This window comes from Clostridium sp. CMCC3677 (assembly GCF_023845585.1).
In the GTDB taxonomy this organism is placed as follows: Bacteria; Bacillota; Clostridia; order Clostridiales; family Clostridiaceae; genus Clostridium; species Clostridium aquiflavi.
Genome location: NZ_JAMQHS010000004.1, coordinates 194,186 through 213,370, shown reverse-complemented (window position 1 = coordinate 213,370; position 19,185 = coordinate 194,186). Strand labels below are relative to the sequence as shown.

Here is a 19,185-nt window from a genome sequence, read left to right as displayed (position 1 = left end):
CTTAATAAATGAAAATAGTATTTATGGGAACACCAGAATTTGCAGTTCCATCTTTAAAAAAATTAGTAGAAGAACATGAAGTTAAGGCAGTTCTTACTCAACCAGATAAACCAAAAGGAAGAGGAAAAAAGCTTGCATATTCTCAAGTTAAAGAAGAAGCTTTAAAGCATGATATACCTGTGTATCAACCAATAAAATTAAAGGATGATAAAGAAATAATTGAAAAATTAAAAGAAATAAATCCTGATTTTATTATAGTAGTTGCATTTGGTCAAATATTAACTAAAGAAGTATTAGATATACCTAAATATGGTTGTATAAATTTACATGCTTCATTATTGCCTATGTATAGAGGGGCAGCACCATTAAATTGGGTTATAATAAAAGGTGAAAAAAAATCGGGAAATACTACTATGTTGATGGATGTAGGTTTAGATACAGGTGACATGTTATTAAAAGAAGAAGTTGAAATCCATGAAGATATGACAACTGGAGAATTACATGATATTTTAATGATAAGTGGTGGAGAACTTTTACTAAAAACAATAGAAGGATTATGTAATGGAAGTATAAAGCCTGTAAAGCAAGAAGGAGAAACTTTCTATGCTAAAATGCTTGATAAAGAATTAGCACATATAAATTGGAATGAGGATGCTTATGATATTCATAATCTTGTTAGAGGTTTAAATCCTTGGCCTATTGCTTACACTGAATATAAAGGCGAAAGAATGAAATTATATAAAACAAAAGTTTTATATAAAGAAGTTTCTAATAAGCCAGGCACAATAATAGAAGTTAACAAAGATGGTGTTAAGGTTGCATGTGGCAAAAATGTATTAATAATTAAAAAGGTACAATTCCCTAATGGAAAACCACTTACTATAGAGCAGTATATAAATGGTCATAGTATAGATAAGGATATAATATTAGGTGAATAACATATAAAAAGGTATAATTTAGAGAATAGGAGGAAAGCTTATGTTTTATTTTGATCCAACGATGATTATATTAGTTCCTGCAATAATAATAGCTTTTTGGGCACAAACAAAAGTTAATTCAGCTTATAGTAAATATAGTAAAGTAAGTGCTATGAATGGATACACTGGAGAGCAAATTGCAAGAATGATGTTAGATGAAGCAGGACTTTATGATATAAGAATTGAACTAGTAAATACAAAACTAGGAGATCATTATGACCCATCAAATAGAGTTTTAAGATTATCTCCAGAAGTATATAGAGGTCAGACAATATCAGCAGCAGGTATTGCAGCCCATGAAGTAGGTCATGCAATCCAGCATAAAGAAGCTTATAAACCTTTAATAATAAGAAATTCAATAGTTCCTGCTGTAAATATTAGTTCCAATTTTTCATGGATATTGTTTTTTGCAGGAATACTGATGGGATTAAAAAGTTTAGTAACCTTAGGAATAATACTATTTTCTGCGGCGGTAATATTCCAATTAATAACATTACCAGTTGAATTTAATGCTTCAAGTAGAGCGTTAAATATATTAAAATCAAGAAATATTTTATATGGTGATGAAGTAAAAGGCGCAGCAAAGGTTTTAGATGCAGCAGCAATGACTTATGTAGCAGCAGCATTAATGGCAATATCACAATTAATTAGACTTATTGCGATAAGCGATAGAGATTAGGAAAAAAGAGGTAGCGTATGAATTGTAGAAATTTAGCAGTAAAAATATTAAAAAGAGTTATTGATGAAGGAGCATATTCAAATATTATTCTTTCAAATGAACTAAACGAAGCAAACTTAGAAGAAAGAGATAGAGCATTATTAACAGAAATAGTTTATGGTGTTTTAAGAAGAAAGAAGACATTAGATCTTATAATAGCTAATTTTGTAAGAGATATAAAACTTATGGATCATGAAGTACTAAATATTTTAAGAGTAGCTATATATCAAATGACATTCTTAGATAAGGTACCAACATATGCAGCGTGTAATGAAGCTGTTGATGAAGCAAAAAAAGTATCACCAGAAGCAGGCAAACTTGTAAATGGTATCCTTAGAAACTTCTCAAAAGATCCAGATGATATAACTATTAATGGAAATAAAATAAATGAGTATGCATATAAATTTTCTTTTGAACCATGGATGATAAGACTTCTAATTAAACAATATGGGGAAGATCTTGCTAAAAAAATAATGGTTGGTTTAAATCAAATTCCACAAACAACTGTTAGAGTTAATGATACTAAGTGCGAGTATGATGAAGTATTTGAAAAATTAGAAGAGATGGAATATTGTGTTGAAGAAGGATTTATGTGTCCAGAAGCTATATTAATAAAAGGTGGAAGTTCAATACAAGAAAATCCATTATTCAAAGATGGTGAAATTACTGTTCAAGATGAAAGTGCTATGTTAGTTGCACCTTTACTTGAATTAGAAAATGATATGAAAGTGTTAGACTTATGTAGTGCTCCAGGAGGAAAAACAACTCATATAGCTGAATTATTACAAAACACAGGCGAAGTTAGAGCATTTGATGTACATGAATCTAAGCTTGGTTTAATAAAAGAAAATTGTGAAAGACTTGATTTAAATAATGTGAAAATTGAATTAGGTGATGCAACAAAACTAAATGCAGAATTAATTTCATATGCTGATAGAGTACTTATAGATGTTCCATGTTCAGGCTTAGGTATAATAAGAAAGAAACCTGAAATAAAATGGAATAAAACAAGAGAAAATTTAAGAGAAATAATTCCTGTTCAAAGAGAAATAATGAATAATGCATGGGAATACTTAAAAAATGGTGGAATTATGATATATTCAACTTGCACTCTTAATAAAGAAGAAAATGAAGAAAACATAGAATGGTTCTTAAATACTCATAAAGATTGTAAATTAAAAACTATATTCATAGGAAAAGAAGATAACTTAATTTACAATAAAAATGGTACATTAACAATACTTCCAAATGCAAAAATGGATGGATTCTTTGTTGCAAAACTAGAAAAGCAATAATAGTAGGTGAATAAATGAAAAACATATTAGATTATACTTTAGAAGAACTAACATTATGGATGAAAGAAAACAATGAAAGTTCTTTTAGAGCTAAGCAAATTATGTCTTGGATATACAAAAATGTTAGAAATTTTAATGATATGAGAAATATGCCTAAATCTTTAATAAAAAAGCTTGAAGAAAATTTTGAAATAGTACTGCCAGAAATTGAGCAAATATATAAATCAGAACTTGATGGTACAGAAAAGTTTTTATTTAAGTTTTCTGATGGAAATTTAATAGAGAGTGTTTTAATGAGATATAAGCATGGAAATTCTATATGTATATCTACTCAAGTGGGTTGTAGGATGGGATGTAAATTTTGTGCTTCAACAATAGATGGTAGAATTAGAAATTTAACTACAGGTGAAATATTATCTCAAATATTAGTGGTTCAAAATCATATAGGTGAGAGAATTTCAAATGTTGTCTTAATGGGGAGTGGTGAACCATTAGATAATTATGAGAATGTAATAAAATTTTTAGACGTAGTTTCTGCAGAGTATGGACTAAATATAGGCCAAAGACATATAACATTATCTACTTGTGGTATTGTACCTAAGATATATGAACTTGCAGATAAAGAACTTAGCATAACTCTTGCTATTTCATTACATGCATTTAGTGATGAAAAAAGAAAAGAGATTATGCCAATAGCTAATAAATATAGTATTGATGAAATTTTAAATGCGTGTAAGTATTTTATAAATAAGACTAAAAGAAGAATAACTTTTGAGTATTCGCTAGTTAAGGATATTAATGATTCTAAAGAAGATGCAAGAGCTTTAGGTAAATTGTTAAAGGGAATGCTTTGTCATGTTAACTTAATACCTGTAAATGAAATAAAAGAACGTACATTTAAGAAATCATCTAAAGAAACAATACAAGATTTTGCAAACATATTAAGTAATTTAGGAATAGAAGTAACTGTTAGACGTGAAATGGGAAGCGATATTAATGCAGCTTGTGGACAACTTAGGAGAAGTTATATAAAGACCCAAGAAACAAGGGGGGAATAAAATGGTTGGATTAGTTAGTGATGTAGGATTAAGAAGAGTTTTAAATGAAGATTTTGCAATTTATTTAGAAAAAGATGAGTTTAAACTATATGTTGTTGCAGATGGGATGGGTGGACATAATGCTGGAGAAGTAGCAAGCAAAATGGCTGCTGAACATATTGTAAAATATGTAGAAAAAAATTTTAATTCCGCAGAAAAGGATACTTTAATAGAAGATGCTATTAAAGTCTCTAACAAGGTAGTTTTTAAATATTCTAAAAGTAATGAAAGCTTAAATGGAATGGGAACTACTGTAACAGCTTGTTTAATAACTAAAAATTTTATTCACATTGCAAATGTTGGTGATAGTTCATGTTTAGCTATAAAGAACAATGAAATTGTTAAAATAACCAAAGATCATTCATTAGTACAAGAGCTAATTGATTGTGGAAGCATAACGGAAAAAGATGCATTGAATCATCCTAAGAAAAATATAATAACAAGAGCATTAGGAACTAGTGAAAATGTAAAAGTTGATGTTTTTACATTAGAAAATTCTAAATATGATAAATATTTATTATGTTCAGATGGGTTAACAAATGAATTAACAAATTATGAAATATTAAATATAATTAAGGTGGAAAATGATTATATAAGTGCAGCTAACGAATTAGTGAGTTTAGCCAAAGAAAAAGGTGGAAGAGATAACATAACTGTATTGTTGTTTGGAGGAGAGATGTAGTATGAATGGTGTGATACTAGGAAATAGATATGAATTGCTTGAAAAAATAGGCGAAGGTGGCATGTCTGAAGTTTTTAAAGCAAGATGTAATAAATTAAATAGATTTGTAGCAGTTAAAATTCTTAAAAAAGAATTTTGCGATAATGAAGAAATAGTTGAAAAGTTTAAGGGAGAAGCAACAGCTATTGCTAAATTAAATGATAGCAATATAGTAAATATATTAGATGTGGGTACACAAGATGATATAAACTATATTGTTATGGAATTAGTTGATGGAAAAACCTTAAAAGAAATTATTCAAAAGACAGGTAAAATGAATTATGAGTCAGCAATAGTTTCAGCAATTCAAGTAGCGAAAGCTTTAGACTGTGCTCATAGAAATAAAATAATTCATAGAGACGTAAAGCCACAAAATATTTTAGTAGCAGATAATGGAGTAATTAAAGTTACTGATTTTGGAATTGCTAAATCTACATCCTCTTCAACTATTACTAATACTAGTACTATAATGGGGTCGGCTCACTATCTTTCTCCAGAACAAGCAAAAGGTGGATTTATTGACTATAGAACAGATTTATACTCACTAGGAGTAGTTTTATACGAAATGGTTACAGGAACATTACCTTTTGAAGCAGATACAGCAGTAACTATTGCATTAAAGCATTTACAGGAACAAGTTGTACCACCTAAGAATATAAACACTAGAATTCCTGATAGTTTAAATAAGCTTATCTTAAAATGTATGGAAAAAGAGCCTAATAAAAGATATCAAACTGCACAAGAAGTTATAAAAGACCTTGAAAAGATAAAAGAAAATCCTAATGCTATTATAGATCAAGTTTGTGATGATCAACATACTATAATAATGTCAGCAGTTACAGAAGAAATAGCAAAACAATCACCAATTAAAGCTGTATCAACAAATGATGATGCCGATTATGATTATGATGATGACTATGATGATTATGATGACGATGATGATTTTAAAGAAAAGAAATTTAATGGTAAGAAAACTAAAAAGATTTTATTAGGCGTTGGAGGCGGAATATTCTTAATATTATTATGTGTAGGAATATTTACATTGTTTTCTTCAGGATCAAACAAAGAGGTAGAATTACCTAATATAATTGGAATGACTTTGGATGAAGCTAAATCTAAGCTTGAAGGAATGGAATTAACTTTAGTTGATGCTGGTTCAGAAAAGAGTGATGAACCAGAAGGTACTATTATTAAAAGTGATCCTAAGGCTGGAAGTTCTGTAAAGGCAAAAAGTAAAATTAGGGTAATTTTAAGTTCTGGTCAATCAAAAGTAAAAATGCCTGATTTACGTGAAGAAGATACTGATACTGCAAATAAAATATTACAATCACTTAACTTAAAAATAGATAATGTTACTGAGGAGTATAGTGATGATGTACCAAAGGGACAAATAATAAGTCAAACTCCTTCAAAAAATACAGAAATAGATACTACAACAAAAATAAGTGTAGTAGTAAGTAAAGGTGCACAAGTTAGACTTTCAACTGTACCTAATGTTATTGGATTAACATTAGATGATGCAAAGAATAGATTAGATAATGCAAAATTAAAGATTTCTATTGTAGAAAAAGAAACAAATGATGAATCTAAGAATGGAAAAGTATTATCACAATCTATAGAGGGAAGTAAGGTAGAACAATGGACTTCAGTTACTATAACAGTAGGTAAGTATGTAGCGCCTGTAGCACCTACTCCAAATCCAGGGGATAACAATAACAACAATAATGGAAATAATAACAATAATGAAAATAACAATAACAATAACAATCAAGTACCTACAAATCCTGGAGACACAGAAACACCTACCAAACCACCTGTTGATGAGGGTGGAGGCAATGTTGATGCAACTGCAAAACATCCAAGTGCAAAAGCGCCAAAGGTAGAATAATTAAGAGACTGTCTTAAAAAGTAATTCAATTTACTTTTTAAGATGGTTTTTTATAGTTTATTTATTTAAAAAATAAGTTGCATTTTTAATATGATTTTGTTTATTATATTAGATAGGAAATTTAATTATGGAGGAATGTATGAAAGGAAAAATAATAAAAGGTATAGCTGGATTTTATTATGTAAAAGTGGAAGAAAATTTAATAGAATGTAAAGCTCGAGGAAAGTTTAGACACAAAGATGTTAAACCGATGGTTGGAGACAATGTAGTAATACAGGTTGAAAATGGTAAGGGCGTTATTGAATCTATAGAAAAAAGAAGTTCTGAATTACTTAGACCAGCTGTAGCTAATATTTCATTAGCTTTTGTGGTATTTGCAATTAAAAGTCCTGATATAAATTTTGATTTATTAAATAAATTTTTAGTGTTATGTGAGTATAATCATATAGAGGCAATTGTTTGTTTAAATAAAGTAGATTTAGTTTCAGAAGAAGAAAGAGAAAATGTTAAAAAAAGAATTAACGATATAGGATATGAAGTTTTGTACATAAATGCAAAAGAAGGATTAGGAACAGATATACTTAAAGAAAAAATTAATGGCAATATAACAGTACTATGCGGCCCGTCTGGAGCAGGTAAATCTACATTGATAAATAAGCTTACAGATAAAGAACATATGCTTACTGGAATTGTAAGTGAGAAAATAGGAAGAGGTAAACATACTACAAGACATAGTGAACTTATAGAAGTTTCAAATGGATATATAGTTGATACTCCTGGATTTTCAACCCTAGAAATAAAAGATCTTATGAATAAAGAAGATCTTAAATATTGTTTTCCAGAATTTGAAGAGCATAATGAAAGTTGCAAATATAGAGGCTGTTTACACAATAAAGAACCAAAATGTGCTATAAAAGAGGACGTTGAAGATGGTAAAATTAATAAGTATAGATATCAATTTTATATAAAAACATTAGAAGAAATAATAGAGGGGGAAAAAAATAAATGGTAAAAATAGCACCATCAATATTATCAGCAGATTTTTCAAAATTAGGAGAGGACGTAGAAAGAGTAGATAAAGCAGGAGCAGAGTTTATTCATATAGATGTTATGGATGGATCTTTTGTACCTAACATATCATTTGGATTTCCAATCATGAAATCAATAAGAAATAAAACTGACAAAGTTTTTGATGTTCATTTAATGATAGAAAATCCATCAAAATATATAGATGACTTTATAGAAGCAGGAGCTGATTTAATAACTGTTCACTATGAAGCAGATAGACATATAGATAGAACAATTCAATATATTAAATCAAAAGGTAAAAAAGCGGCAATTGCTTTAAATCCAGGTACTCCAACTATGGTTTTAAAAGATTTAATAGCTCAATTAGATATGGTTTTAATAATGTCTGTTAATCCTGGATTTGGAGGACAAAAATTTATACCGTATTCATTAGAAAAAATTAGAGAAGTGAAGGAAATGAGTAAAGATTCAAATTCATCATTATTAATACAAGTAGATGGAGGAGTTGATTCAAGCAATATTAGTGATGTTGTAGAAGCAGGTGCTAATGTAATAGTTGCTGGATCAGCAGTATTTAAAGGAGGAAATATAGAAGAAAACATAAAAGCTTTAAGGAGATAAGTATAAAATGAAAGTAATGATTGTAAGTGGGGGAAATCCACCATCAGAAAGCTTAATAAATCAATATATTAAAAAAGTTGACTTTATAATTGCAGCTGATAAAGGTGGAGAATATCTTCTTAAATATAATATTATTCCTAATTTGCTCATTGGAGATTTTGATTCAATGAGCAAAGAAAGCTTAAATGAATTAAAGAAGGTAGTAAAAGAGGTATTAAAATTCCCGCCAGAAAAAGATTATACAGATACAGAGATGGCTTTAATGGAAGCTGTAAAAAAAGGCGGGGAAAAAATCTATTTGTTTGGTGCTACTGGTACTAGAATGGATCATACGTTAGGAAATATAGGTTTACTTTTATCCTATAAGAAAAAAGGAATAGATTTAGAAATAATAGACAATAATAATAAAGTATATTTAGCTAAAAATAAAATGGTTTTAAATGGTGAAAGAGGTGAAAATATTTCTTTTCACGCATTATCTGATGTTGTTAAAAATTTTAAAATTACAGGGGCTAAATATAATATACCAAATGGAAAGAATATAAATTTATTAGATCCAAGGGCAATATGTAATGAATTTTTAGATACATGTATAAATATAGAATATGATAAAGGTGAGGTATTAATATTACATTCTGTTGATTAATAAAGTAATTTTGAAATAAAATATAAAAAATAGGAACGTTTTCTAGTACTCTTGAATACTAATATAGTAATCTAAAATTTTTGTATATTAATTTTCAGGAGGGTTATTAATGAAAATAATAGCAATTAAGTTACCGAAGTTTTTTTCTAGTATAATAAAATTTTTTAGAAAAAAATAATAGAGTGATACATACAACTCTAAAATAAAAGGTAAAAAAATAAAAAATGCAATTCATATCATAATTGCATTTTTTATTTGAACTATATTGCTCTTTGAACCTTACCAGATCTAAGGCATCTTGTACATACACGAACAGTTTTTGGTGTTCCATTAACTAAAGCCTTTATTTTCTTTATGTTAGGAGCCCAAGTTCTCTTTGATTGACGATGTGAATGGCTGAATTGTACACCTGCTACAACGCCTTTATCACAAATTTCGCATCTTCTTGCCACTAGAAAACACCTCCTTATATTCTAAAGATAATTATCTTCAATAGGACAGATTGAATTATAACACAGAATATATTATATATGCAAGCTAATTTTATAAAAGAAAAGATATTATTAAGATTATTATACATATATTTCTTGAATAAAATATCTTTCTAATATAGAATATACAATAAGGAATGTATTTTAGGAGGAATAGCTATGGTTGGATTTTCAAATGAAAATGGTAATATAAATTATTCTGAAGAAGTCTTAGCTAAGATTGTTGGGTTATCAACAATGGAATGTTATGGAGTTGTTGGCATGGTTTCTAAAAATGCTACTGATGGTTTTTGGGAACTTATGCGTGTAGAAAATTTAAGTAAAGGTGTAAAACTAAAACTTATAGAAACAGATAGATTACAAATCGAATTATTTGTTATGGTTGAATATGGAACTAAAATATCGGTTATAGCTAACAACATAATTCAAAAAGTTCGTTATAGCGTTGAAAATTACACAGGATTAAAAGTTTCATCAATAACTGTAAATGTTCAAGCGGTAAGAGTCTAGGAGGTTAAAATTAGATGGAATTTAAAAAAATAAATGGCCATGATTTTTATAACATGGTTGTAAATGCTAGTAATAGATTATTGGAACAAAGTGAATTTGTAAATTCTTTGAATGTATTTCCTGTTCCAGATGGTGACACTGGAACTAATATGTCAATGACATTTAAGGCTGCAGTTAAAGAAATAGAAAATATAAATTCTAATTCAATAGGAGAAATATCTAAAAAATTAGCAAAAGGTGCTTTAATGGGGGCCAGAGGAAATTCTGGAGTAATTTTATCACAAATACTTAGAGGATTTTCTAAAGGCTTAGAAGGAAAAGAAGAAGTTGACGGAACTGAACTTTCAGTAGCGTTCTTTGAGGGTTCTAATGCAGCTTATAAGGCTGTTATGAGACCGACAGAGGGTACAATACTTTCTGTAATAAGAGCAGCGTCAGAATGCGCAGTAGAGTGTGAAACAAAAGATGTAATAACATTATTAGAGGAAGTTAATAAAGCTTCTAAAATAATGCTTGATAAAACTCCTGAGCTATTACCAGCGTTAAAGAAAGCAAAAGTAGTTGATTCAGGTGGTATGGGACTTTATATTATACTTCAAGGTATGCTTGAAGCATTAAAAGAAGGAATACAAGCTAAAATTCAAGAAATAAAGATAAGCTCACCAGAAGCTAAGGTAGGAGCACAATCTACTGAAGATATTGATATTAAATTTGGATACTGTACTGAATTTATTATTCTTGGTGATGCAAAAAAAGCAAAGGAATTTCAAAATACAATAGAACCACTTGGCGATTCTATGATTGTTGTTGGATATGAAGATGTCATTAAAGTTCATATTCATACAAATGATCCAGGTTTAGTCCTATCTCATGCCGTAAAAATAGGAGAATTATCAAAAATTAAAATTGATAATATGAGAGAAGAACATAGAGAGTTATTAACAGAATTACAATCAAATGAAAATATACCAATGGATGAGGTATCAACTGATGAAGCAGATCATAAAAAATATGCATTTATAACAGTTGCTATGGGGGATGGAATCGTAAAAATATTTAAAGATTCAGGTGTTGATTATGTTATTGAAGGTGGTCAAACAATGAACCCATCTACTCAAGACATATTAGATTGTATAGATAAATTAAATGCAGATCATATTTTTGTTATGCCAAATAATAAAAATATAATTATGGCTGCCAATCAAGCAGCAGAAATATCAGATAAGCATATAATTGTAATTCCTACAACAACTATTCCACAAGGAATAGCTTGTATAACTATGTTTAATCCTGAATGTGAAGCAGAAGAAAATGTTGAAGAGTTAAATGATGTTATAAATTCAGTAAAGACAGGATCAATAACTTATGCTGTTAGAGATACTGAAATTGATGGAAAAGAAATAAAACAAGGTAATATATTAGGATTAGTAGAAGGAAAAATTAAAGAAGTAGGGGAAGATAAAATTTCCGTTGCTAAACAAGTTCTTAAAGATATGTTAGACGATGATAGCGAACTAATAACTATTTATTATGGAGAAGAAATCGAAGAAGACAAAGTTAATGAATTTGTAGAAGAATTAGAGACTGAATTTGAAGATTTAGATATTCAAGCATATAAAGGAAATCAACCTTTGTACTACTTCTTAATGTCAGTAGAATAATAAAATTTACTAATATTATATAATTGAAAAGCACCTTAATTGGTGCTTTTTTTGGAGGAAAAATTTAATGGATATATATAGTGATATTTCTTCATTGAAGGGTGTAGGTCCTAAATTAACAGAGAAATTAAATAAATGTGGTATATTTAATATTTTAGATCTTTTATTATACTTTCCAAGAGATTATGAATTTGTTAACTCTAATATATTATTGGAAGAAATAAGTGGTGAAGAAAAACAAATTTTAAGATGTAAAGTTATAAGAATAAAAAGTGATATAAAAACCAAAACTGGAAGAATATTAACAACAATAGAATTTGACTATAAAGGATGTAAAGCTTATGGAAAATGGTTTAATCAAAAATATATAAAAAATACCTTTTATATTAACAAAACATATAATTTAATGGGCAAATTTAAAAGAATAGGTAAGACCCTTGAAGTAACTAATCCTACAGTTGTATGTGAAGAAGCATTAGATAATAGCATTTTACCTAAATATCCTCTAAAAGGAGATATAAGTAATAAGATTATAGAAAAGTTAATTAATCTTGTTATTTCTTCAATAAGTATAAAAGAAAATCTTCCTTTAGATATGTTAAATAAATATAATCTTATATCTTTAAATGATGCAATAAGGTCAATTCATTTTCCAGAGAATAAAGATTTATTAGAAAAAGCTATTGTTAGATTAAAATTTCAAGAATTGTTTACTTATTCATTAAAATTATTATTAGTAAAACATAAACTTAATAAGAATAAAGATGGAATATGTTTTGAATGGGATGATGAACTTAAGACATTAAAAGATAGCATACCGTATTTTTTAACAAATGCTCAAACAAAAGTTGTTAGAGAAATTTTAAGAGATCAAAAATCTCAAAAACCTATGAATAGATTAGTTCAAGGGGATGTTGGGAGTGGAAAGACTATAGTTGCATTAATTTCTATATTTAATGTAATAAAGAATGGATATCAATGTGCTTTTATGGCACCAACAGAAATACTTGCTAATCAGCATTATGAAGAATCTAAAAAATTATTCAAAAATTTTGATATAGATATTGAGATATTAACTGGAAGTACTTCGCTAAAAGAAAAAAGAAGAATAAAAGAAAAAATAAAACAGGAAAATCCAATGTTGCTTATAGGTACTCATACATTATTTCAAGATGATGTTATTTTTAATAAATTAGGACTTATAATAACTGATGAGCAGCATAGATTTGGCGTTGAACAAAGAAGTAAGCTTATTAATAAAGGTAAGAAAGCAGATTGTCTAGTGATGACAGCAACACCTATACCTAGAACTTTGGCTCTTTATTTATATTCAGATTTAGATGTTTCAATAATTGATGAATTACCTCCAGGAAGAAAGAGAATAGATACTAGATTTTATCAAGAAAATAATAGAGGTATTGGATATGAATTGGCTTTGGAAGAAATAAATAAGGGAAGGCAAGTATATATAGTCTGTCCACTTATTGATGAAGATGAAAAAGAAGAATTAAATTCTGTAGAAACTTTATATGCTAAGTTGAAAAATGGTATATTTAAAAATATAGGAGTTGAAATACTTCATGGTAAAATGAAGGCAATTGAAAAACAAGATATAATAAGTAGATTTAAAAATAATGAATTTAAAGTATTAATATCTACAACAGTTATAGAGGTAGGGGTTAATGTACCTAATGCATCAGTTATGATTATAGAAAATGCTGAGAGGTTTGGATTAGCACAACTACATCAATTAAGAGGGCGTGTTGGAAGAGGAGAGTATGCATCATATTGCATTTTGATTGCTAAAGCAAAGAGCAATGTAACTAAAAAAAGAATGATGATTATGACAGAATCAAATGATGGATTTTTTATTTCGGAAGAGGATTTGAAACTAAGAGGATCAGGTGAGATGTTTGGTAGAAAACAAAGTGGAGATGCAGGGTTTATTTTAGCAGATCTATATGATGACATTAGTATATTAAAGGCTGCTAAACATGAAGCAATTGATATACTGCATAACAATTATAAAGAAAATATTAAGCTTATAAGTGAAATGAAAAAAAGTTTAGAAAACAATAGTAAATACATTTGTTTTAATTAATTTGAATTATTATATACAAATATGTTAATATACTTAATATATGCCATTAAGGAGGAAGAATTTTGAGAATAATATCAGGAAAAGCAAGAGGACGTAAATTAATACCTCCTGCAAGTATGGAAACAAGGCCAACGTTAGATAGAGTTAAAGAGGCTATGTTTAGCATGATACAAGGATATATACCAGATTCTAATGTTATAGATGTTTTTGCTGGAACAGGAAGCCTTGGACTAGAAGCAGCTAGTAGAGGTGCTAAAGAAGTTTATTTGATAGATAAAAGTTCTGAAACCTTTCCGTTATTAAAAGAAAATATAAAAAATTTAAAATTTGATGATTTTTGTTTTGCCTTGAACATGGATTCATATGAAGCATTAAGAAAGTTATCAAATCAAGGAAAAGTTTTTGACTTGATTTTTATAGATCCACCATATTGTAAAGAAATGATTCCAGAAGCTATTAAAATTATAAAAGAAAATAATGTTTTAAATGAAAATGGAATAATTGTAACTAAAATTGATACTATAGAAGAGATTTATGATGGATATGAAGATATAATTTTAACAAGAAGTAGAAAATATGGTAACACTACAGTGTGTTTTTATGCGTATAAGGAGGACTAACTATGAAGGTAGCTGTTTACCCAGGAAGCTTTGATCCTATAACAAATGGTCATTTGGACATAATTGAAAGAGGATCAAAGGTTTTTGATAAACTAATCATAGGCGTTTTGGTTAATGTTGATAAAAAAGGGCTTTTTGAAATTGAAGAAAGAGTTGAGCTTATAAAAAAGGTTACAAAGCATATAAAAAATGTTGAAGTTCTGAGTTTTAATGGGTTATTAATAGACTTTTTGAAAGCAAATAATGCTAATGTTATTTTAAAAGGACTTAGAGCGGTATCAGACTTTGAATATGAATTTAAAATGGCACTTATGAATAATAAATTAGATCCTAATATTGAGACAGTATTTATGATGACTTCTGCACAATATTCATACTTAAGTTCATCTTCAGTAAAGCAAGTTGCTAAGTTTGGAGGATGCATTGAAGGACTTGTACCAAAAGAAATTATATCTGATGTTATTAGAAGGAGTAAAATTTAAGGAGTGGTATTATGGAAAAGATGGATGTGAATATAATGGAATTGTTAGAGTATCTGCAAGATTTGGTAGATAATTCACCTAAAGTTCCTATAAGTGGTAAGGTTGTAGTTGATAAAAAAGAAGTTCTTGAAGTGGTAGATCAAATTATAAATTATTTACCCGATCAATTTAAAAAAGCTCAATGGGTTATGAATGAAAGAGAAAGAATACTTGGAGAAGCTAAAAAAGAATACGATACAGTGAAAAAAGAAACTATGATGATTATGAGACAAAATGTTGAGAGTCATGATATAGTGAAAGAAGCTAAGTTAAGAGCACAAGAAATTATAGCTTCAGCACAAAGAGATGCTAAAGCTATAAGATTAGGTTCTAGGGATTATTCAGATGAAATTTTATCACAACTTGATAGAGAGCTAGAAGCTAAAAAAGAAGCTTTAATTAAGGGTCTTCAAAATAGTTTTGAAATAGTAGCTAAAGATATAGATGATAATTTAAGTACTGCCTGCCTAACCATAAGAGAAAATATAAAAGAGTTAAGAGGAATGAAAAAATAATTTATATATTATTTTAAGTATTATTGTTAAAATTAAAAGTAAAAACATTGGTAATAAATACATAAAGGAATTTATAGTACAAGCTGTTGGGAAATTAGATGTAACAATGCTTGTAGGTATAATTTTTACTAATGAATATGTTATTACAAAACTGAATATTCCTTGAACTAACTTTAAAGATATATATTTAAAATAGGAAATGTTAAAGTCATTCATAAATGAACTTATTTGTGCTATTACGGATAAGCCAGAAAAAGAACACAAAAAACTTATAATTCCTAATTTTAATGAAAGTGAAATATTTAAGTTTGAAATTAAATTACAACCATTTGTCATTTCTATACTTCCTAAGAATATAGAGAACAAGGTACCACTTTGTATATGAAATAAATTTTCTAAAAAATCAAATATATTATTTATATAAGCACTATTTTTTATAAGAGATATTATTACGGAAAATATAACGATGAATCCACAAATTGATAATATTGTGTTTACACCATTTCCAACGGCATTTTTTATTGCTTGACCAAAATTTAATTTTTTTTCATTTATAGAACTTTTAGAAATCGGTTTTCTTAAGGTTCTATTTTTTTTTGTAATTATACCAATAAATATAACAGAAAGATAATTAGCTATAAGTAGTATATAGCCTAATGTAGTATTATTTAAAAGTGCTGTTCCTACAGAGCCAATTAAAAATAAAGGCCCTACATTTGAAGCTATATTTAAAAGCCTTTGACATTCTTTATCATCTATACTTCCTAGAGACCATAAATCAATGGAGTATTTTGCTCCTAAAGGATATCCACATAAAAAACTAGCTACTATAGGAAATGAGCAGTTTTTAGATAAGCCTAGAGGCTTACAAATTAATGGACCTAATATCTTAGAATACAGTGAGATTCCATCATAAGATATTAATAAATTACAAATAACCAAAAAAGGAAATGTTACAGGTAAAACAGCGCTGTACCATAATTTACATCCGTCAATAGCTGCAATTGTACACTGCTTTATATTTAATATAAATAATACTATAAATATAGAACATATTATACAAAATAAAATATTACTTTTTATATTTAATGATTTTATTAAAATGATAGTTAGTAATATTATTAATAACCATAAGAAAACAATAGTATAACTCATTAAATCACTCCAATTTTAAAGATTTATAAGAGCGTAAAAATATACTCTTTGTAAATCTTAGAATAGAAATAAAGTTGTATATTATATTTATTTATATTCTTATGATTATGTTAAATGTATTTATAATATGATTGGGCTAGTTAAATAATCTTGCATAGGATTTATTTTAGGATTTAAAATAGAATAAGCTTTTGTTCCAAGAAGATCTATTTCTAAACATTCATTAATATTATTTTTTGGAATTTTAGTTATTAAATTAACAGTACTATTCTTTTTTATATTCTTTAAAAGTTCTTTTCCTTTTGAATTGAAACCTAGAATCCTACAATAAGGACAAGGTTCTTTGGATAATTTTAACAAATTATATTTTTCAAGACCTATAAAAAACTGAGTTAAGATTCTATTTAATCTAGTATAGGTATATCTTTTACTTTTAGAGTTTAGTATTAATTCATCTAAAGAATTTGATTTTAACACTTCTTTTAATATCTTATTATCTAATCCTTCTGATATATCAGGAAGATTTTTTAGTAAACTACCGTCAGTTATAAGTTTATATTTAACATATTTAAATATATCTTCTTCGAATATAAAAGGATAATTTTCGAAGGATAATTTATTCAATATATTGTAACTTTCTTGGGGTAAAAAGTCTTTTAAATGTTCTAAATTTTTATTTTTCAAATGATTTCTTATAGATGTTGCTGAAGAAAAAGTAGTATTTAGGGAGTCATCATTATATTTTGAACCTTCTCTTTTTAAAGTTAAAGGTATTATTTTACTATTTAGTAAATTTAAAGCTTTAATATATTCTATACCTAAAATATTATTTGAATTTGAAATACAGTCCAAAATATGATTTGATTTAAAAAAATCGCTTAATGCATTAGCTCTACTTAGGTGAAATGGAAGACCTAAATTTAAATAATTTTTTAACACAATTTTGTAATTTTCAGGCTCTTTTACTAATACATCTGTTATATCTTCGAGAATTTTTGTGCTACCTTCTTCACTTCCAAAATATAAATTATCTACAATGTTTAAAGAATTAAGCAAAGAAACTGATCCAAAAGCAAAATGTTCTGCAGAAGATAAAGAATATACTAAAGGCAATTCTATTACTAAATCAACTCCATTTTTAAGAGCTATTTCAGTACGAGTCCATTTGTCTACCATAGCTGGGATACCACGTTGCATAAAATTTCCGCTCATAACACAAACTATACTATCGGCATTAGCATTTATTTTAGCTTGACTTAAATGATATTGATGTCCTTTGTGAAATGGATTATATTCAGCAATTATTCCTGTCACCATAATAATAAAAACACTCCTTATAAATGAATTTGTTATGTTATTATAACACAATTGAATCCATAAGAATTGTTTGTTAAACAATTATCAATATTGCAAAAAAAATACACTAAAAAATACAAATTAATAATATTAATATAAAAATATGAGTAAAAGATAAAAAAGTGTTATCAGATTATTCAGATTATTGCAAATCTAAAGACTTCTATTTTATTGATAAAATTGGTTGAAAAGATCATATGTATAGGAGTATATTATAAAATATAGGAAGTCAATTGAAGGGAGAATCACTTATGCAACTTATGGAAAAAATGTGGCTTAGAGCCAAATCTGATAAAAAGAAAATAGTATTACCAGAAGGAAATGAAGAAAGAAATATAACTGCTGCCAGAAAAATAGTAGATAATGGATTAGCACATCCAATTTTAATTGGGAATAGAGAAGAAGTGTTAAAAAAAGCAGATGAAATAAATATAAACCTAGAAAATGTAGAAATAATAGATCCTAATGATTCGGACAAACTAGAAAATTATACAAAAAATTTCTATGAACTTAGAAAAAATAAAGGAATGACTATGGTCAAGGCAGAAAAGATAGTAAGAGACCCTCTTTATTTTGCAACTATGATGGTAAAATTAGATGATGCAGATGGAATGGTTTCAGGAGCAATTCATACTACAGGAGATTTATTAAGACCAGGATTACAAATTATAAAGACAATGCCAGGAGTGTCAATAGTATCGAGTTTCTTTATTATGAATGTACCAGGCAAAGAATTTGGTACTGATGGAACTTTAATATTTGCAGACTGTGCAGTTAATCCTAATCCAAATGAAGATGAATTAGCAGCTATAGCTATTGCAACAGCAGAAACAGCAAAGAAGCTTTGTAAAATGGAACCAAGAGTAGCTATGCTATCATTTTCAACAATGGGAAGTGCTGATAATGAACTTGTAGATAAAGTAAGAAATGCTACTGCTAAAGCCAATGCCTTAAGACCAGATCTAATGATAGATGGAGAATTACAATTAGATGCTGCTATAATTGAAAAAGTAGCTGCTCAAAAAGCTCCAAATAGCAAAGTTGCAGGAAAAGCAAATGTGTTAGTTTTCCCAGATTTACAAGCAGGAAACATAGGATATAAATTAGTACAAAGATTTGCCAATGCAGATGCAATTGGACCTGTTTGTCAAGGATTTGCAAAACCAATAAATGATTTATCAAGAGGGTGTAGTGCTGATGATATAGTTAATGTTGTAGCGTTAACAGCAGTTCAAGCACAAGAAGTTTAATTAGCTGAAAGAG

Annotated in this window: 19 protein-coding genes; 16 read left to right on the top strand and 3 right to left on the bottom strand. The window is 27.9% G+C overall.

Translation table 11 applies throughout. The features are described from left to right. Positions 1-8 precede the first annotated feature (8 nt). From fmt to NG901_RS06345, 9 genes are all read left to right on the top strand, one after another. Complete coding sequence (gene fmt, locus NG901_RS06385) at positions 9-938, top strand: methionyl-tRNA formyltransferase (RefSeq protein WP_252212901.1); 930 nt, start codon at positions 9-11, stop codon at positions 936-938. A 40-nt stretch (positions 939-978) separates the two neighbouring features. After that, the gene (locus NG901_RS06380; RefSeq protein ID WP_252212900.1) at positions 979-1,656 is read left to right on the top strand and encodes a zinc metallopeptidase; all 678 of its coding nucleotides are present in this window, start codon (positions 979-981) and stop codon (positions 1,654-1,656) included. A gap of 17 nt (positions 1,657-1,673) precedes the next feature. Next, entirely contained in the window at positions 1,674-2,990 is a 1,317-nt protein-coding gene (gene rsmB / locus NG901_RS06375; RefSeq protein ID WP_252212899.1) for a 16S rRNA (cytosine(967)-C(5))-methyltransferase RsmB, read from the top strand. A gap of 14 nt (positions 2,991-3,004) precedes the next feature. Beyond that, a complete protein-coding gene (rlmN, locus tag NG901_RS06370; protein ID WP_252212898.1) occupies positions 3,005-4,048 on the top strand; it encodes a dual-specificity RNA methyltransferase RlmN in 1,044 nt (347 codons plus the stop codon). A 1-nt stretch (position 4,049) separates the two neighbouring features. Then, entirely contained in the window at positions 4,050-4,769 is a 720-nt protein-coding gene (locus tag NG901_RS06365; protein WP_252212897.1) for a Stp1/IreP family PP2C-type Ser/Thr phosphatase, read from the top strand. A gap of 1 nt (position 4,770) precedes the next feature. After that, positions 4,771-6,696, top strand: a complete 1,926-nt coding sequence (gene pknB, locus NG901_RS06360; RefSeq protein WP_252212896.1) for a Stk1 family PASTA domain-containing Ser/Thr kinase — start codon at positions 4,771-4,773, stop codon at positions 6,694-6,696. A gap of 139 nt (positions 6,697-6,835) precedes the next feature. Then, positions 6,836-7,708 (top strand): ribosome small subunit-dependent GTPase A, encoded by an 873-nt coding sequence (rsgA, locus tag NG901_RS06355; RefSeq protein WP_252212895.1) that lies wholly within the window; start codon positions 6,836-6,838, stop codon positions 7,706-7,708. Then, positions 7,702-8,346 carry a ribulose-phosphate 3-epimerase gene (gene rpe / locus NG901_RS06350; RefSeq protein WP_252212894.1) on the top strand — a complete coding sequence of 215 codons (645 nt, stop codon included), beginning with the start codon at positions 7,702-7,704 and terminating at the stop codon, positions 8,344-8,346. The genes rsgA and rpe overlap by 7 nt, the downstream gene beginning before the upstream one ends. Positions 8,347-8,353: 7 nt before the next feature. Further along, complete coding sequence (locus NG901_RS06345) at positions 8,354-8,992, top strand: thiamine diphosphokinase (RefSeq protein ID WP_252212893.1); 639 nt, start codon at positions 8,354-8,356, stop codon at positions 8,990-8,992. Between the two features lie 260 nt (positions 8,993-9,252). Here the strand turns inward: NG901_RS06345 and rpmB are convergent, their stop codons facing one another. Then, complete coding sequence (gene rpmB / locus NG901_RS06340) at positions 9,253-9,444, bottom strand: 50S ribosomal protein L28 (protein WP_003373388.1); 192 nt, start codon at positions 9,442-9,444, stop codon at positions 9,253-9,255. 198 nt (positions 9,445-9,642) lie between these two features. Between rpmB and NG901_RS06335 the strand changes: the two genes are divergently transcribed. The 6 genes from NG901_RS06335 to NG901_RS06310 all read left to right on the top strand — a co-directional run bounded on the left by NG901_RS06335 (position 9,643) and on the right by NG901_RS06310 (position 15,411). Continuing rightward, complete coding sequence (locus NG901_RS06335; RefSeq protein ID WP_012424803.1) at positions 9,643-9,993, top strand: Asp23/Gls24 family envelope stress response protein; 351 nt, start codon at positions 9,643-9,645, stop codon at positions 9,991-9,993. Positions 9,994-10,007: 14 nt separating this feature from the next. Continuing rightward, positions 10,008-11,654: a DAK2 domain-containing protein gene (locus NG901_RS06330; RefSeq protein ID WP_252212892.1), complete on the top strand. Its 1,647-nt coding sequence runs from the start codon at positions 10,008-10,010 to the stop codon at positions 11,652-11,654. A 67-nt stretch (positions 11,655-11,721) separates the two neighbouring features. Then, complete coding sequence (recG, locus tag NG901_RS06325) at positions 11,722-13,755, top strand: ATP-dependent DNA helicase RecG (protein WP_252212891.1); 2,034 nt, start codon at positions 11,722-11,724, stop codon at positions 13,753-13,755. A 62-nt stretch (positions 13,756-13,817) separates the two neighbouring features. Next, positions 13,818-14,375 carry a 16S rRNA (guanine(966)-N(2))-methyltransferase RsmD gene (gene rsmD / locus NG901_RS06320; RefSeq protein ID WP_252212890.1) on the top strand — a complete coding sequence of 186 codons (558 nt, stop codon included), beginning with the start codon at positions 13,818-13,820 and terminating at the stop codon, positions 14,373-14,375. A gap of 2 nt (positions 14,376-14,377) precedes the next feature. Further along, positions 14,378-14,857, top strand: a complete 480-nt coding sequence (coaD, locus tag NG901_RS06315) for a pantetheine-phosphate adenylyltransferase (RefSeq protein ID WP_252212889.1) — start codon at positions 14,378-14,380, stop codon at positions 14,855-14,857. Between the two features lie 11 nt (positions 14,858-14,868). Then, entirely contained in the window at positions 14,869-15,411 is a 543-nt protein-coding gene (locus NG901_RS06310) for an ATPase (RefSeq protein WP_252212888.1), read from the top strand. Here NG901_RS06310 and spoVV read toward each other — a convergent pair. Together spoVV and NG901_RS06300 are read right to left on the bottom strand one after the other, a co-directional pair. Next, positions 15,391-16,566 (bottom strand): dipicolinic acid transporter SpoVV, encoded by a 1,176-nt coding sequence (spoVV, locus tag NG901_RS06305; protein ID WP_252212887.1) that lies wholly within the window; start codon positions 16,564-16,566, stop codon positions 15,391-15,393. The two genes, NG901_RS06310 and spoVV, sit on opposite strands and share 21 nt — an antisense overlap. Positions 16,567-16,686: 120 nt before the next feature. Next, positions 16,687-17,883 carry a nucleotidyltransferase gene (locus NG901_RS06300; RefSeq protein WP_252212886.1) on the bottom strand — a complete coding sequence of 399 codons (1,197 nt, stop codon included), beginning with the start codon at positions 17,881-17,883 and terminating at the stop codon, positions 16,687-16,689. Between the two features lie 290 nt (positions 17,884-18,173). On the opposite strand from NG901_RS06300, the gene pta reads away from it, so the two are divergent. Further along, entirely contained in the window at positions 18,174-19,172 is a 999-nt protein-coding gene (pta, locus tag NG901_RS06295; RefSeq protein WP_252212885.1) for a phosphate acetyltransferase, read from the top strand. Positions 19,173-19,185 lie beyond the last annotated feature (13 nt).

Excerpts from the sequence above, each read along its gene's own strand:
- fmt (WP_252212901.1), top strand. The coding sequence starts at position 9 with ATGAAAATAGTATTTATGGGAACACCAGAATTTGCAGTTCCATCTTTA.
- rpe (WP_252212894.1), top strand. The coding sequence starts at position 7,702 with ATGGTAAAAATAGCACCATCAATATTATCAGCAGATTTTTCAAAATTA.
- pta (WP_252212885.1), top strand. The coding sequence starts at position 18,174 with ATGCAACTTATGGAAAAAATGTGGCTTAGAGCCAAATCTGATAAAAAG.
- NG901_RS06335 (WP_012424803.1), top strand. The coding sequence starts at position 9,643 with ATGGTTGGATTTTCAAATGAAAATGGTAATATAAATTATTCTGAAGAA.
- NG901_RS06330 (WP_252212892.1), top strand. The coding sequence starts at position 10,008 with ATGGAATTTAAAAAAATAAATGGCCATGATTTTTATAACATGGTTGTA.
- rsgA (WP_252212895.1), top strand. The coding sequence starts at position 6,836 with ATGAAAGGAAAAATAATAAAAGGTATAGCTGGATTTTATTATGTAAAA.
- pknB (WP_252212896.1), top strand. The coding sequence starts at position 4,771 with ATGAATGGTGTGATACTAGGAAATAGATATGAATTGCTTGAAAAAATA.
- NG901_RS06365 (WP_252212897.1), top strand. The coding sequence starts at position 4,050 with ATGGTTGGATTAGTTAGTGATGTAGGATTAAGAAGAGTTTTAAATGAA.
- spoVV (WP_252212887.1), bottom strand. The coding sequence starts at position 16,566 with ATGAGTTATACTATTGTTTTCTTATGGTTATTAATAATATTACTAACT.
- rsmB (WP_252212899.1), top strand. The coding sequence starts at position 1,674 with ATGAATTGTAGAAATTTAGCAGTAAAAATATTAAAAAGAGTTATTGAT.
- rlmN (WP_252212898.1), top strand. The coding sequence starts at position 3,005 with ATGAAAAACATATTAGATTATACTTTAGAAGAACTAACATTATGGATG.
- NG901_RS06380 (WP_252212900.1), top strand. The coding sequence starts at position 979 with ATGTTTTATTTTGATCCAACGATGATTATATTAGTTCCTGCAATAATA.
- coaD (WP_252212889.1), top strand. The coding sequence starts at position 14,378 with ATGAAGGTAGCTGTTTACCCAGGAAGCTTTGATCCTATAACAAATGGT.
- recG (WP_252212891.1), top strand. The coding sequence starts at position 11,722 with ATGGATATATATAGTGATATTTCTTCATTGAAGGGTGTAGGTCCTAAA.
- NG901_RS06310 (WP_252212888.1), top strand. The coding sequence starts at position 14,869 with ATGGAAAAGATGGATGTGAATATAATGGAATTGTTAGAGTATCTGCAA.
- NG901_RS06300 (WP_252212886.1), bottom strand. The coding sequence starts at position 17,883 with ATGGTGACAGGAATAATTGCTGAATATAATCCATTTCACAAAGGACAT.
- NG901_RS06345 (WP_252212893.1), top strand. The coding sequence starts at position 8,354 with ATGAAAGTAATGATTGTAAGTGGGGGAAATCCACCATCAGAAAGCTTA.